Genomic DNA, 14505 nt, shown 5'->3' on the forward strand with positions numbered 1-14505 from the left:
TTATGAAACGTATAGCCGCTGTTGTTGTGACGTACAATCGACTCAATGATCTGAAGAAATGCCTGTCGAGTTTGCAATTGCAAACTCGACAGCTCGACACGATCTATGTAGTCAATAATGGAAGCACAGACGGTACAGGTGACTGGCTCAGCAATCAATCGGATTTAACGATACTGACCCAACCAAATCTGGGCGGAGCAGGCGGTTTTGCTACCGGTATAGAGCGAGCTTATCAAGATAAGTACGACGAAATCTGGTGTATGGACGACGACTGCCTGGCAACACCCAATGCGCTTGAAAATCTACTCCTTTCGCCCAATATAGGCCCCTGTATTAAAAACAGTATATCGCTGAACAGTCAGTGTACCGATGAACTAGCTTTCTTCGTCGATCTGCCCAATAAAGCTTTTCGAAATGCCACCGATATGGCATCCTTTGATATACTCTTTGGAATTGCAGCCTTGTTTAACGGCACACTGATCAGTTCAGAAGTAGTTGAGGCTATAGGCATACCGGACAAAAATCTATTTATCTGGGGCGATGAAGTAGAATACATGTCTCGGGCTAAGAAAATGGGATTCCCGGTAGTAACCATACCTAAATCAATATTTTACCATCCACCCAGCGTCGACCGGGATGGGATTCCCTGGCCGGGAGCCTGGAAAAACTATTACCGGATTCGCAATGAGCGCCGGGTTTTTCAGAATGCCCATGGTAATACCTATGGTTTTATCATGTTCCTATTCTGGTCAATTCGGACTACGTTCAATCAGTTGGTCTCAGTTCGAAAAAATAGGGTGTACAACTTCCTGTTGTTTGCCGAAGCCTCACTCGACAGTCTGCTAAATAATTTTCGCAAACGACCTGAGACAATTTTTACCCTTCGGCTTTACCGATTCATGCATAAATAATCCTGCTTTATGATAACCTGGTTGTATCGAATCATGCTCTTTGTCTTACTGTTCGGGGTGAGCGCTCTTATCTACGGGGGTAATGTGCTGAACCCGATTCTCGATAAGGCAGTCAGTGGTACCGCCCTGATAGGCATTGGTTCGCTAGTCATTTTTTACCCTCGGCTTCCTCCCCTCTATAAGTGGATAGCCTGGTTCTTATTTCTGGGAGTTATTGGCCTTGTTCTCGAATCCAAGTACGAATATGGACAATACGTTTACTCCTACTTTGTCATTAAACGCTTTGCATACTGCGGCTTAGCCTTAATGGGCTATGCAATAGCTACTCAGGCTGGTGAGCTAAAAATACAGTATGCCATATATCTAATTTTTGCCTTTTATGTAATCAATCAGTTATTCCTGGGCCAGATTTTTAGCTATAACCTCACCTCCGAAAGCCGGACCGTCACCTCGAACGAAGCCTTGTATCTGGTCATTCCCTGCCTGTATTACTTGATGATCTATCTGAAAGATCGTCGAATTGTCGATCTATTTAAGGCACTGCTCACATTCGGCTTCATCGTGTTTTTATTACACCGATCTGTTATTTCGTCTGCAATCATTGGTATTGCCGTGGTAATAGGCCTGTCACTAGTCGGGAAACTATCGACGGGTAAGCTACCAATGGGTCGTACAGTTGCCACGTTTACAGTATTACTACTTCTGCTTGCTCCACTTATGGGCATGCTACCAGGCAATAAAGTCGATGCATTCCTGGAAAATATCGGGGGCATTCTCGACCCGAAAGAAGATAACACTGGTAGCTGGCGTCTAGAGCAATCTGAATATTATCTGGGTCTAATTCCGGATAAACCTATGTTAGGCTGGCGCTATGAAGGCTACGACAATGGCGAGATTATGGAAAATGAAGATTTCCCGGAGAAAGGAACCATCATCCACTCGCAGTATATCGACATGCTGTACAACTACGGTGCAGTTGGACTGGCGATTAACCTACTAATCATACTAGGTACACTGACGGTTATGTACCGCCGTAATCAGACCCTCTCGGTCGAACAGGCTGTTCTGTTCGGCTTCATCGTCAGCGGGCTGATTTACGCTGTTTCGTACCAGTTACCCGTCTTCTTCTGGGGTTTTGTTGGCGTTGGAATGTACTATGCCCTTAAGTCCCCGGTTCTTCCTGCTTCAGTATCGTATCCACTCCAAACTGCACAACCGGGCCTTTCAACACGCCCAGCCGGTTTGCCTAAAAGCTCAATTAGCATATGATTAGTATAATAATACCCGTTCATAATCGCCGAGAATATACCCGTCAGTGTCTGGGTTGTCTGGCTACCCAGACCTATCGCAATTTCCAGATCATTGTGGTTGACGATGGATCGACCGATGGAACTGACATTATGATTAACCAGGAATTTCCGGACGTAGTGGTACTACGTGGCGACGGCAATCTGTGGTGGACAGAGGCGACAAACTGGGGAATTCGTTACGCACAAAAACATCAGGATAAACGGGCTGGAAACTTTATTCTGACGCTAAACGACGATACCCGCGTCGGGCCAGATTATCTGCAAACAATGATTGAGGCCTACCGAGAGCACAAGCCGTGCCTGGTTGGGTCGGTCAGCGTAAATAGTGAAAATCCCGAAAAACTTGAATATGCCGGTTCCTCCTTTGAATTGTACACGGCAGGTGGTCGTCACCTGGCAGAGGATTACAATTACAGTTACCAGGAGTTGGTTCGTCAGAAAACGTACGTAGAGTCAGAGTCACTACCGGGTCGAGGTACGCTGATTCCATTGGATACTTTCGATCATATTGGTTTGTATGATTCGAAACGGTTTGTCCACTATATGTCCGATATCGAATTCTCTGTTCGGGCACGTAAAGCGGGTTATCGGCTGATTGTCAACGTACCCAGTCTGGTCTACGAATATACAGAGGCAACCGGGATTCAGGTGGAGCGCAAGATAACTCTGAGAGAATTTATTAAAGGCTTTACGTCCATCAAATCGCCAACCAACCTGAAGGTGCGCTACAATTTTGCCATTGTCCATTCAAAAACCAAATTCATTTATTTCTGCTGCGATGTTGGCCGGATTTGCGCTGGTTTTCTATTACGTAAGGTTCGGCTAATGAAACCACTATAATGCCATGAAAAAAGTACTACTTTCTGCTTATGCCTGCTTGCCCAATCATGGCTCCGAAGAAGGGACAGGCTGGACGTATGCAACCACACTAAGCATGAATGGTCTGGAGGTACATTGTCTGACCAAAAAAGATGGCAAATCATCTATTGAGGCAATCCTGACTAGTGGGCAGTATCCGAATCTGACGTTTCATTATGTGATTGTGCCCGACTGGGTCGACAAATTTTGTCACTCTAACCTGATCGGCATGTATTTTCACTACATCTACTGGCAGTGGAGCGCCCTGAAAGTAGCCCGGCGATTAAATAAAATCCACAACTTCGATCTGGTTCATCACGTTACCTACGGCAGCATTCAACTAGGTAGTTTTATGTATAAGCTCCGTAAGCCTTTTGTGTTCGGACCTGTGGGTGGCGGGCAGCACGCACCTAAAGCGTTTAAGCGTTATTTCGGTGCTTATTGGTCACGGGAGTGGATGCGCGACTGGGTCAGTACGTTTTTGCAGTATATCAATCCTGGTTTCTATAGATCGGTGGCAACCGCTGATCGGCTGGTGGTAACGAATGCAGATACCTACAAACTAGCCCGAAAACTACGTCCCAGTCTACCCATCGATCGAATTTGGGACGCGGGTCTAAGTCCTTCATTTTTACCGCCAAGACCCATTGAACGGTACCCTGGCAACACCCTAAAACTGCTATGGACAGGCCGACTGCTCCCGCGTAAAGCACTTGAATTAACCATTCAGGCGCTGGGACAAGTTGATCCAACAATACCCATTATGCTCACTATTGTAGGTGGAAAAGGCGAAATGGTTGATCAGGTGCCCGAGTACATCCAGCGCTATGGCGTTCAGAATCGGATACACTGGGTTGGACATGTGTCCTATCAGGAAGTGAAGGATTACTATGAGCACTCGGATGTATTCTTTTTTACAAGCCTACGCGATTCCTGTCCGCACCAGTTGCTAGAGGCAATGGCTTACTCGCTGCCTATTGTCACACTGAATTTGCACGGACAAGCCGAATTGGTGAGTGATGAAACAGGCCTGCGTGTGTCGGTAACAAATGAAAATCAGGTTGTATCAGATCTGGCACAGGCTATTGAATGGATGTATACCCATCCTGACGAGCGCCTAAAAATGGGCCAGGCGGGTTATGCTTTTTCCCAATCTCAGATTTGGGAAACTAAAATCCGTCGATTCATTGATGAGCTCTATTCTCCTCTACTAGGAGAGAATGTGACCGTATCAATACGCTAATAGGAATATTGCCCTTGGAATCAGATCAAAACGATCTACTACATTATTCTTATAAAGCCATGGGCTAATCTAATACTATCAATACGACTAATAGCTTATGTAATTTATCCTCTGTAAAACCGATAATCTATCTTCTCTATCGTTATGAAAAAAGTATTAATCTCTGCTTATGCCTGCATTCCGGATCGAGGATCGGAAGAAGGAAACGGGTGGTATTATTCATCACTGGTCAGCCAGCAGGGCTATCAAGTCTGGTGTCTGACCCGTGATATTGGGAAAACCGAAATCGAGCGAAAACTACAGCAGTCCCCGCATCCAAACCTGACAATTGTTTACGTTACTGTACCTCTCTGGATTGATAAGGCATACTCTTGGGGACTGCTCGGATTGTATTTTCATTATATATACTGGCAATGGGCCACATTGAAGGTTGCCTTAGAACTTTCCAAAACGTATCAATTCGACTTAATACATCATGTGAGCTATACTAGCCTTCAGTTGGGCAGCTTTTTATATAAGCTAAAACTTCCATTCATCTATGGACCAGTAGGTGGTGGTCAAATAGCACCCAAGTCAATGCGTCATTATTTTAAAGGCTATTGGAGGAAGGAGCAAATGCGGACTTGGGTGAGCAATCTTATGCTCCGCTTTAATCCCGGATGCTACAAGTCAGTGCACTTTGCAACCTATGTGTTGGTCTGGAATGAGGATACCCGCAAGATGGTTCAAGCGTTGGGTAGAGAGAAGAACGTTGTGAAAGAGTTTGGCGGGGTTGGACGGTCATTCATTCCTTCTGAACCTATTTATCGACCCCATGATAAAACCTTGCAACTCGTTTGGGTTGGTCGCCTAATGCCTCGTAAAGCACTTGAACTGTCGCTACACGGGTTGAGCAAAGTAAATCCGCAAGTGCCTGTTCACTTGACTGTTGTGGGCGATGGTGAGATGGGAGAATACGTATCCGAATACATTTCTACCTACAATTTAGCGGATCGGGTCACCTGGGTGGGTAAAGTCAACTATGAACAGGTGAAAGAATATTACCGAAAAGCCGACGTCTTTCTGTTTACTAGCCTACGGGATACTGGTCCTGCCCAGTTAATGGAGGCCATGGCCTACTCACTACCTGTAGTTACTCTCGATTTGCACGGACAGGCTGAGCTTGTCGACTCATCGACGGGTATACGTGTGCCCGTTACAGAACCCGAAATGGTAGCCAACGATCTGGCGAAAGCAATTGAATGGATGTATCATAATGCAGACAAACGCACCATTATGGGGGTAAATGCTTTCCGGTTTTCTCAACAGCAGAATTGGGAATTAAAGGTTAATCATATTATCAAGACCTACTATCAATCAATCACTAATCCAGGACTTAGTTTAGCCCTTGTTGTTAGTCAGATCACAAATTGACCTTCCTCTTTTAAACTAACTTCAGCCATGTACATTGGTGTTTTAGGTGCCATTGCCACCAATGACCTACTTTCGGAATCGGCTAGACAGCAGCTGGATTCCTATCCTAAAGGTCAGGGGTGGGCTCCGTTGATCAGCAATCTCATTCATGAGTATCTGGCCCGTGGCTATAAAGTGCTGGCCATTACGACCGATGCTGAGATGGACGATAATGATCCGCCGTTTGTATATGAAGAAGGTCTGTTAACGTATGTCGTTATACCTAGTCGTAAACATACTTTCCGACCCAACGGTTGGCGATTGGGTCGTACCACCGATTTTTATCGATATGAGCGCAGCCGAATTCTGACCGTGCTGCGACAATATAAGCCCGACGTTGTGCATGCACACTGGACGTATGAATTTGCCTTAGCTGCACTCACCTATACGCCCGACGCACTCATTACGGTACATGATAATGCACAGATCATTTATAAGTATGTGCCAACGCTGGAACGTTACTTCATGCTGCTTTTGGCGCGCTATGTTTTTCGAAAAGGACATTGGTTTACGGCAGTCTCACCCTATATGGCTGAGTCTGTACAGAAATGGGTGAAATTACCCGTAACCGTTGTGCCTAATCCAGTGATTATACCATCGAAACAGCTGGGGTCAGCAATACCTAATGTGCCCATTATCAGCATAGTCGTCAATGGCTGGGATGAGCGCAAGAACTGTAAAACGGCGCTACTAGCCTTTAAGGGTATTCAGAAATTACATCCCAAAGCAGTACTATGGGCATTTGGAACGGCCTTTGACCCAGAAGCGCAGGCAGCCGCTTTTTGCCGGGAGCATCAGATTCAAAACGTTGTGCTTTTTGGACATACCCATCAGGCCAGAGTACTGGAGAAAGTAGGCCAAAGTACACTCCTGCTCCATGCATCTCTCGAAGAATCATTCGGGATGGTATTGGCCGAAGCAATGAGTTATGGAGTTCCGGTTGTAGCCGGAAAAAATAGTGGGGCTGTACCCTGGGTAGTCGAAGATGGCGGTATACTGGTCGATGTAACAAATGTTGAGGCAATTATCAAAGCCGCGGATAAACTCTTATCTGACCCAATAGTCTATGAGAAATTATCGACAAGAGCCGCTCAGATTATAAAAACACGATTCCAAATGCAACGAGTGGCCGATAAATACATAGCTCTTTATGATCGTACTAATATATCAATAACCGTTAACGATTGACTAACGTATGAAAACTGTAAAACACTTACTTACCATGCTGCTCCTGCTGTCGGGCCTGGCAGCGGTTATTGTCGCCTGTAAAAAAAATCCGGATGAGCCTACACCAGTTATAAAGCCCACCCCCAAGACAACGATAGCTAGTGTCGATCCGGCCACGGCTCCGGTTGGAAGCACTATTGCCATTACCGGAACGAACTTCAGCACAGATCCTGGTAGTAATACGATTACTATTGGTGGTGTAACAGCTACTGTAGTTTCGGCTACTGATACGCGCCTTGTCGTTGTAGTACCTGCTGGCGCGACAAGCGGCCCTGTCTCGGTAACTGCCGGTGGACAAACGGCGCAGGCTCCGGGTACATTTACGGTTTCTTTGCCTGCTGTTAAACCGGTGAAAGAAGTATCGGGAACCACCTTTGCTAATTTGAACTGGAAAAAGGACACTATTTATTTACTACGAGGTTTGGTATACATTCCGGCTAACTATACGCTGACCATTGAGGCAGGAACAATTATTAAAGGAGCTGGCCCAGAACGAGACCCTACCAGTACTAATCATGCAGGAGCCCTAATCATTGAAAAGAGGGGTAAACTAATAGCCCAGGGAACAGCGACACAGCCCATTGTATTTACCTCAGCCAAGGCTGTTGGCCAACGCAATTACGGTGATTGGGGTGGCCTTGTCCTGATTGGTAAAGCCCCTGTTAACCAGCTTGGCACAACGCTTTATCCAAATGGTATTCGAGGAACAGTTGAAACCTATGGTGAGCCGTTGGATAACTCCGGTACCCTGCAATACGTTCGGATCGAATATGCAGGTGCCGTACAGCCAACTACGCCCGTAACCAGACTTAGTGGGTTGTCTTTATATGGAGTTGGATCAGGTACCGTTATCGACCATATTCAGGTCTCATACAGTGGCAGCGATGGCTTTTCGTGGTTTGGAGGTTCGGCAAATCTGAAAAATCTGTTTTCTTACCGCAGTTTCGATGACGACTGGAGTGTTGACTGGGGTTATGTAGGCAATGTACAGTTTGGCGTCGCACTTCGTGATCCAGATGTGGCCGACCAGTCTGGGTCAAACGGGTTTGAGGTAGAAAATTTCACACCAACAGAAACCGCTGATGTTACCGCTGTTGTGCTAGTTAATGGGCTGACCCAAAACGCACCTGTTTTTGCTAACGTGAGTAATTTCGCGTTTAACACGACACCTACAGCGAATAATACAGCAAAAGGAACGGGGGGCTACCAATCAGGTATATATCTGCGCAGAAACAGTGCCATTAGTATTTACAACTCCATAGTGTATGGATACCCGGTTGGATTAACGCTGGATGGTTCCGGGGCAGGCCTGACGAGCGGCACCATTGATTTAAAAGGAGTTGTAGTGGCTAACGTATTAACGCCTGTGGTAGGGGTGGGTGGAATTTCTGCCGACCAGGCTACAGCTTATTTCACGGTAGCTGGACGAAGTAACCAGATTGTTCAGACATCAGACATGGCATCGCTATTGCTAAATGGGGCTAATTTCAGTCTAACTGCTCCTAATTTCTTACCCCAAGTTCTTTCCCCATTATTGGGATCTGGAACAACAGGTGGAAAATTAACCAATTCATTCTTCACCCAAGTAGCCTACCGGGGCGCGTTTGGCTCTGACAACTGGACCTCAGGCTGGATAAACATCGATCCTCAGAACAAGGATTACGACCGGTAAACAAACCCAAGTTGTTATAAAGTCAACTCTCTATGGGTGAATTCTGGCTAGAGTATACGTTTTATTACTTATCAGTTTAAAAATCGAGGAAATAAGTGTATGCAATAAAGGTGATTTAGGTCAAGTCGCCCCATCTTGGGACGACTTGATTTGTGAAAGGATAACACCACAAATACTCTTCCCAGTTAGGTTCTAGAGTGCTCGCTAGAATCTAACTGGGAAGAGTTCTTATATTGCCATTGGGCCTAAATCAGCTGATTTTAGAAAATCTATTAAATCGAGGAAAAGGCTTAACAAATCGTTCCTGTACCCCTCAACAAGTGCCAAGAATCGTAAGCCAATAAAGTTAGATCATCCCATTGCGTGGCTGGAGTGAATGATTGAGGAGGCAGGTTTTCCAGTGGTTTGCTCATAAAAAGCAAACAATTTCTTCAGATTAACCCGATGATTGAATCTTTGGTTGCCAAAAATGGATTGCTCTTCTGTCAACTGGGCGCGATTTTCTGAGTTGAAATAGTAAATTACCTCATCTGTTAGCGTACCAACATCAGTACCGCGTAATAGCCCAAAAGCATCAGGCAACATTTCTGGAATCCCGCCAACAGGAAGTGCCAGAACTGGTGTTTTTACGGCTAACGCTTCAATGATAGAATACGGACAATTGTCGTTTAGTGATGTATGGACATATAGATCGGATTGTGCTACTAACTGCCAGGGAGCTGGGTACTGCCCATAAAAATGCACCTGTTTCGAAAGGCCCAGCGATGCAGCTAATTGCTCATACTCGGTACGCTTCGGTCCATCGCCGATGAGCCAGATCGTAAAATTGGAAATACCTCTCTTACAAAGTTCGTGTCCAATCTGAAGCAGTAATTTCTGATTTTTTCGTTCGTCGATGTAGCCCACATTGCTAATCCGAAACTGGTCGGATGGGAGTCTAGTCAATTGGGAAGCAGTGGCTTTTAGGTTAACCGCATTGTAGAGAATTAGCTTGTTAATAGTAGCTGGTAAGTGATGTTTCGATTTTGTATAAGCGTACTCTGAGCTGAATACATAGTTTTTTATGTTTGATAATAGATATTTATACCAGCTTGTAAGACGAGCTGTGGCCCAGGATTTTAGTGAAAACCGAAGGACTAATTCCGTTACGGGATCATCGTTGAAATGGCAACTAAGAATTACTGGCACTTGTCTGTCAAGAGCCAGCCAGGCAGCCACTCCCGAACGGGCATCCTGAGCATGGATAAGATCAAAGTTGGAGTGGCGAAATTTACGCGTTGATAGATATATACCTGTGAAATAGGCAAACTCTTCATAGATAGCCCGGAAAGCCCCTCCCAATGGTTGAACTATACGTTTCAACAGGCCTAGACCTTTACGCCAGATAACAGGTGTATGCGACGAATCTACAATCTGTACACCCATACCAGCCTCTGTCAGATCATTGGCTAATGTTTGATAAGAGGTAACCACACCTGAAGGTGATGATGATACTAGGTAAGTTGCAATTAATACATTCATTCGGGTGCTTATTTGTTGACCAATAGGTATTGTTGAATCGAGTAGATTATAATTAATGGCAGATTCGGGTGATCTATATAGCTGAACTCATAACTAAAGGGCGTCAGTTTAATAATCTTGATTGGTAAGAGGCTGTCTAAAAATCAGGTTTTTAGTTTGATTAACCTATCCCCAACCTTTGAAGAGGGCTTATTTCCACGATGAACTAAGCCAGGGGATTGGGGGTAAAACTGAGATTGTTTTTAACAAATTTAGACAGCCTCTCAGTTTCATGCATTATCTCCATTAAAAATGGGCTTTAATAAGAAACCCGTTGAGAAGATATAACAAAGATAACACTTAGAAAAAATCCGTTTTAAGGACTTTAGACATTTAGCAGTATAAGTAATTGCTTTTAAGCCAGTAATAGCGTCAAAATTATCAGTCAAGACCTAATCTGATATAACATTAAGCATGACTTAGCTCTCACTGGACCTGCTCCCTTTAACTGGACATTAAGTTAAGCATGATCTAACTTAGTGAACTATGAAAACTAGGAGGCAGTACGACGACGAATTTAAACGAATGGCGGTGGAGTTGGTGGATGCCAAAGTCTCTCTAAAAGTGACCGCGCAAGAATTGGGCATAACCCCACAAATTCTAACCCGATGGCGCCGAGAACGAGGAGTTGCTCAAGGCACCCCAACCGTTAGCCGGGCTCAAGTGAGCCAAGAGCAGCAAGAAATCTTACGTCTAAAAAAGGACCTTAAGCAGGCTGAATTAGAACGCGAGATACTAAAATCAGTATACAGCGCGTACGCTGTTGAATGACCTTTACAACTTAAGTTCCGGCAAGAAACCCTACCTTTGGTCGACTTCCTGAACCAAGCCTCCCGCTTTTACTGGTATCTAACGGAGTCCTTCCTAAAATCTGGGCTGGAGCGCATGATGCCTTTCCTTCTTGGAAAGCATTTGACGAATGCATTGGTGATCGCTTCGGCGAATCCCGTACAGAAAACTCTTACTCTCTCGGTGCGCTCCCTGAAGTCATTAACCGTCAATGTCCAATGGAAAGCAACCAAGCCTCGTTTAAGATCATTCATCCCCGTGCCGCTGGCATCGATGTGGGCTCACGGAGTCATCTAGTGGCCATCGATCAGAACAAAGACAACGTTCGAGAATTTGGCGTCTATACCAAAGACCATCAGCAACTCATTGACCATTTGCACTTGCATAACATTACGACCATTGCGATGGAAAGTACCGGCAGTTATTGGCAAACGCTGTTTAATGCCCTTCAGCAGGCAGGTTTTGAGGTGCTGCTAGTAGGTGGTAACCAAACTAAAAATGTAAAGGGACGTAAGACGGATGTGATTGCTTGCATCTGGATTCAGAAGCTGCACTCGCTTGGCTTATTATCGGGAAGTTTGTTGCTGAGTGATACCTTTCAACAGCTATGTACTTACTATTATCATCGGCTGCATCTGGTTCAGCAGTCGGCTCGTTACTCGAATAAGATGCAAAAGGCACTACGGCTGATGAATATCCGACTGGATGTAGTGCTCAATGATATCACCGGTCAATCCGGTATGGCTGTCATTGAGGCTATTTTGGCTGGCCACCGCGAAGCCGACCAGTTAGTGTTGCTGGTCAGTGACCGGGTTAAAAAATTACGTCAGGAGATTGCCAATGCCCTACAAGGCTGGTGGCGGGAGGAGTTGCTCTTCGAGCTACAGGCTTCTTTAGATTTTTATCGACTTTACGAAGGTAAGATCAAAGAATGTGACCAGATCATTGGAATGTTTCTGATCAAGTACGCCCCACCCGTTGAGATAACGGTGGATGAAAAGAAGCAATTGAAAGCCCACCGCAAGCGAGCCGATAAACATGCACCCAGTTTTAATCTATCACATCTGGCTTACCAATACTTCCAAACCGATTTATTTGCCGTATCGGGCATCAGTTATAACACGGTGCTTTGCTTGTTGACTAGTCTGGGGCATGACATCCATAAATTTCCGAATGCCAAAAGTTTTGCCTGCTGGCTGGGCCTGGTCCCCAATAATAAGGTTAGTGGCGGCAAAGTCATTAGTAACCGTAGGCCTTCAGGTCGCAGTTATATCGCCAAAGCGTTGCGACATGCGGCCAATTCTATTGGGAACCAGAAAGATCATGAGCTAACCCCTTTCTTTAAGCGGATCGCTTTTAAGAAAGGGCGGGTTGCCGCCATTATTGCTACTGCCCGTAAACTGGCGGTTATTATCTGGAACATGATCACGAAAGTCGAAGCTTATCATAAGGAGCGAGTGGAAATGAACCAAGAAAAGCAGCGGACGATGAAACTGAAGCATCTGGATAAGAAGCTTCACGCTCTTCAACTGACGAAAGAGGAATTAGCAAGGCTATTCGTAAAGCACTCGTTGTCAGTAGGGTAGAAATCAGTTGTACAGAAAAAGGCGGTTGGCATCTTCTCCAGGAGCGACAGGAAATTTTTGGATTTATAAAGGCTCACCAAGCCCAGTTTCTGTTGAGACGATGTGTAAAGTACTACAAGTAAGCCGCAGTAACTATTATTTTTGGTTAGCCCAACGGCCCACCAAAAGAACAACAGAGAATGATACTATTCTGGCAATGATAAGTGATTCATTTACAGCTAGTGAAAAGCGTTATGGTAGTCCAAAAATCACGCAGGACCTCAGGGCACAAGGCGTAACCGTATCCCGCCCCCGAGTAGCCAGATTGATGAAGCAGGCCAATCTAAAAAGTGTCATTCAGAAGAAATATGTAGTTACCATCACTGATTCCAAGCACACATACCCAGTGGCCGAAAACCTTTTAAACCGCCAGTTCAATCCTAAAAAGTCGGGGCAAGCATGGGTTTCTGATCTGACGTACATTGCCACTGCTGAAGGCTGGCTTTATCTAACCATCATTATGGATCTGCTTAATCGAAAAGTGATCGGTTGGTCGTTAAGTACGTTGATGAAAGCGGCTGAGACGACCATTCCAGCTTGGCAAATGGCCCTGAAAAACCGGCCTATCGAACGGAATTTGATTTTTCCTTAGTAGCTACACCACTTACTTGCAAAGGTGTCCAGATAGGCCTTGGAGCTATCCCATTCACCCGGATGCCTTTGGGAGTATTTCTTCCAAATGGGCGAAAATTTACGGTTTCAAACCGCAATGGCGGACCGTGAGGTTTATAGTTGGCACTAAGTAAATGAGCGTTCATGATGACTCAAAATTCATGTCGGACAGGGGGGAGCGTTACGGTTTCCCACCAATACACACGCAACTGAGTAATACAAGTCAGCCAGTCCGCCAACTCAATTGGTTTTGTCAGGTAGGACGAAACGCCGAGTTGATATGCTTCTTCGATGTTGGCCACCGCTGACGAGTTCGTAAACATCACAACGGGAATGCGACGCAAGGCTGGAGACAGTTCTTTTACTTGTTTGAGTAGCTGCCAGCCAGCAGCCTCCGTCGGCAGAAAAAGATCCAGCAAAATAAGATGGGGTAGTTCCCCTTCCTGAGTGCGCCATTGCGCTAAGAAGCCTAACGTTTGCTCAAGGGTGGCTGTGCGCTGAAGCGTTGCCTCCCGAAAACGCAGATTGAAGGCCTCCTGCATGATAATCCATTGATCGTCATTATCCTCAATGATAAGAAGTTTAAGGGATTTTCTGGTAATCGTGTGGCCTGTCATGATTTCAGAAAGTTAGTTTGCTCTCGTAACTCGCTACCGCCCAAATTGATGAACTGGAATTGACTGGCTGTGTGGGTAAGTCACTTCTAACTAATTTTAGTAATGGCACATAAGAGGACATAATATAATAGGCAGTTGGGGGCTGGATGATCAGCCGCGCAACCGCTGAGTTACCCGTCCAGCCATTGATGACAGAGTTGCTCCAGGGTGTCTTTCAGCTCAACAAGTTCCATTGGTTTGCTCAAGTAGGCATTAGCGCCTAACTGATAAGCCCGTTCGAGTAATTCGGGCTCAATGCGATGACTCATCAGTACCACCGGTATGGATTGCCAAAGCGGATATTGTTTCAGGCGCTCCAGGGTTTGTAAACCACCCAAGCCCGGCATATCCATATCCAGCACAATCAATCCGGGCCTCGTCAGGTCGGGTACGATCAGTCCCGCCCCGACTGAACCCGTTGCAAGTTTAGGAACGAGGGGAGCCTGCTGCTCCACATACGCCAGTAGTTCTTGGCCGTCGACGAAGAAGCGCAAGGCATAGGCAGGCAAAAATAAACTAAATACTTGCTGGACTAAAAACCGGTAATCAGCAGCATCATCGACCAAATAGAGCATGTCGTAGGGAAAAAT

At 45.6% G+C, this 14505-nt stretch carries 13 protein-coding genes; 10 read left to right on the top strand and 3 right to left on the bottom strand.

Features of this window, described 5'->3' with window-relative positions; genetic code table 11:
- The first annotated feature begins 2 nt into the window (after positions 1 to 2).
- From GO755_RS10385 to GO755_RS10415, 7 genes are all read left to right on the top strand, one after another.
- Positions 3 to 911 carry a glycosyltransferase family 2 protein gene (locus GO755_RS10385; protein ID WP_157584670.1) on the top strand — a complete coding sequence of 303 codons (909 nt, stop codon included), beginning with the start codon at positions 3 to 5 and terminating at the stop codon, positions 909 to 911.
- Between the two features lie 9 nt (positions 912 to 920).
- Positions 921 to 2180: an O-antigen ligase family protein gene (locus GO755_RS10390; protein ID WP_157584671.1), complete on the top strand. Its 1260-nt coding sequence runs from the start codon at positions 921 to 923 to the stop codon at positions 2178 to 2180.
- A complete protein-coding gene (locus GO755_RS10395) occupies positions 2177 to 3061 on the top strand; it encodes a glycosyltransferase family 2 protein (RefSeq protein WP_157584672.1) in 885 nt (294 codons plus the stop codon). The genes GO755_RS10390 and GO755_RS10395 overlap by 4 nt, the downstream gene beginning before the upstream one ends.
- A 4-nt stretch (positions 3062 to 3065) precedes the next feature.
- Positions 3066 to 4322, top strand: coding sequence for a glycosyltransferase family 4 protein (locus GO755_RS10400; protein ID WP_157584673.1), 1257 nt, complete (start codon positions 3066 to 3068; stop codon positions 4320 to 4322).
- Between the two features lie 144 nt (positions 4323 to 4466).
- Positions 4467 to 5735, top strand: a complete 1269-nt coding sequence (locus tag GO755_RS10405; protein ID WP_157584674.1) for a glycosyltransferase family 4 protein — start codon at positions 4467 to 4469, stop codon at positions 5733 to 5735.
- Between the two features lie 27 nt (positions 5736 to 5762).
- On the top strand, positions 5763 to 6962 hold the full coding sequence (locus GO755_RS10410) for a glycosyltransferase family 4 protein (protein WP_157584675.1): 1200 nt from the start codon (positions 5763 to 5765) through the stop codon (positions 6960 to 6962).
- A gap of 7 nt (positions 6963 to 6969) precedes the next feature.
- Complete coding sequence (locus GO755_RS10415; protein WP_157584676.1) at positions 6970 to 8673, top strand: IPT/TIG domain-containing protein; 1704 nt, start codon at positions 6970 to 6972, stop codon at positions 8671 to 8673.
- A 351-nt stretch (positions 8674 to 9024) separates the two neighbouring features.
- On the opposite strand, the gene GO755_RS10420 is transcribed toward GO755_RS10415, so the two are convergent.
- Positions 9025 to 10194, bottom strand: a complete 1170-nt coding sequence (locus GO755_RS10420; RefSeq protein WP_157584677.1) for a glycosyltransferase family 4 protein — start codon at positions 10192 to 10194, stop codon at positions 9025 to 9027.
- 525 nt (positions 10195 to 10719) lie between these two features.
- Between GO755_RS10420 and GO755_RS10425 the strand changes: the two genes are divergently transcribed.
- From GO755_RS10425 to GO755_RS10435, 3 genes are all read left to right on the top strand, one after another.
- Positions 10720 to 11004 (top strand): transposase, encoded by a 285-nt coding sequence (locus tag GO755_RS10425; RefSeq protein WP_157584678.1) that lies wholly within the window; start codon positions 10720 to 10722, stop codon positions 11002 to 11004.
- 236 nt (positions 11005 to 11240) lie between these two features.
- Complete coding sequence (locus GO755_RS10430; RefSeq protein ID WP_157584679.1) at positions 11241 to 12608, top strand: IS110 family RNA-guided transposase; 1368 nt, start codon at positions 11241 to 11243, stop codon at positions 12606 to 12608.
- A 100-nt stretch (positions 12609 to 12708) separates the two neighbouring features.
- Entirely contained in the window at positions 12709 to 13239 is a 531-nt protein-coding gene (locus tag GO755_RS10435) for an IS3 family transposase (RefSeq protein WP_157584680.1), read from the top strand.
- A gap of 172 nt (positions 13240 to 13411) precedes the next feature.
- Here the strand turns inward: GO755_RS10435 and GO755_RS10445 are convergent, their stop codons facing one another.
- Both GO755_RS10445 and GO755_RS10450 read right to left on the bottom strand, forming a co-directional pair.
- Complete coding sequence (locus tag GO755_RS10445; RefSeq protein WP_157584682.1) at positions 13412 to 13876, bottom strand: response regulator; 465 nt, start codon at positions 13874 to 13876, stop codon at positions 13412 to 13414.
- A gap of 170 nt (positions 13877 to 14046) precedes the next feature.
- Positions 14047 to 14490 (bottom strand): response regulator, encoded by a 444-nt coding sequence (locus GO755_RS10450; protein WP_157584683.1) that lies wholly within the window; start codon positions 14488 to 14490, stop codon positions 14047 to 14049.
- Positions 14491 to 14505 lie beyond the last annotated feature (15 nt).

The organism is Spirosoma arboris, from assembly GCF_009754945.1.
Lineage (GTDB): Bacteria > Bacteroidota > Bacteroidia > Cytophagales > Spirosomataceae > Spirosoma > Spirosoma arboris.

Coding starts and splice junctions, on each gene's coding strand:
- GO755_RS10390 (WP_157584671.1), top strand. CDS start 921: ATGATAACCTGGTTGTATCGAATCATGCTCTTTGTCTTACTGTTCGGG.
- GO755_RS10385 (WP_157584670.1), top strand. CDS start 3: ATGAAACGTATAGCCGCTGTTGTTGTGACGTACAATCGACTCAATGAT.
- GO755_RS10430 (WP_157584679.1), top strand. CDS start 11,241: ATGGAAAGCAACCAAGCCTCGTTTAAGATCATTCATCCCCGTGCCGCT.
- GO755_RS10450 (WP_157584683.1), bottom strand. CDS start 14,490: ATGCTCTATTTGGTCGATGATGCTGCTGATTACCGGTTTTTAGTCCAG.
- GO755_RS10420 (WP_157584677.1), bottom strand. CDS start 10,194: ATGAATGTATTAATTGCAACTTACCTAGTATCATCATCACCTTCAGGT.
- GO755_RS10410 (WP_157584675.1), top strand. CDS start 5,763: ATGTACATTGGTGTTTTAGGTGCCATTGCCACCAATGACCTACTTTCG.
- GO755_RS10405 (WP_157584674.1), top strand. CDS start 4,467: ATGAAAAAAGTATTAATCTCTGCTTATGCCTGCATTCCGGATCGAGGA.
- GO755_RS10425 (WP_157584678.1), top strand. CDS start 10,720: ATGAAAACTAGGAGGCAGTACGACGACGAATTTAAACGAATGGCGGTG.
- GO755_RS10435 (WP_157584680.1), top strand. CDS start 12,709: ATGTGTAAAGTACTACAAGTAAGCCGCAGTAACTATTATTTTTGGTTA.
- GO755_RS10445 (WP_157584682.1), bottom strand. CDS start 13,876: ATGACAGGCCACACGATTACCAGAAAATCCCTTAAACTTCTTATCATT.
- GO755_RS10395 (WP_157584672.1), top strand. CDS start 2,177: ATGATTAGTATAATAATACCCGTTCATAATCGCCGAGAATATACCCGT.
- GO755_RS10415 (WP_157584676.1), top strand. CDS start 6,970: ATGAAAACTGTAAAACACTTACTTACCATGCTGCTCCTGCTGTCGGGC.
- GO755_RS10400 (WP_157584673.1), top strand. CDS start 3,066: ATGAAAAAAGTACTACTTTCTGCTTATGCCTGCTTGCCCAATCATGGC.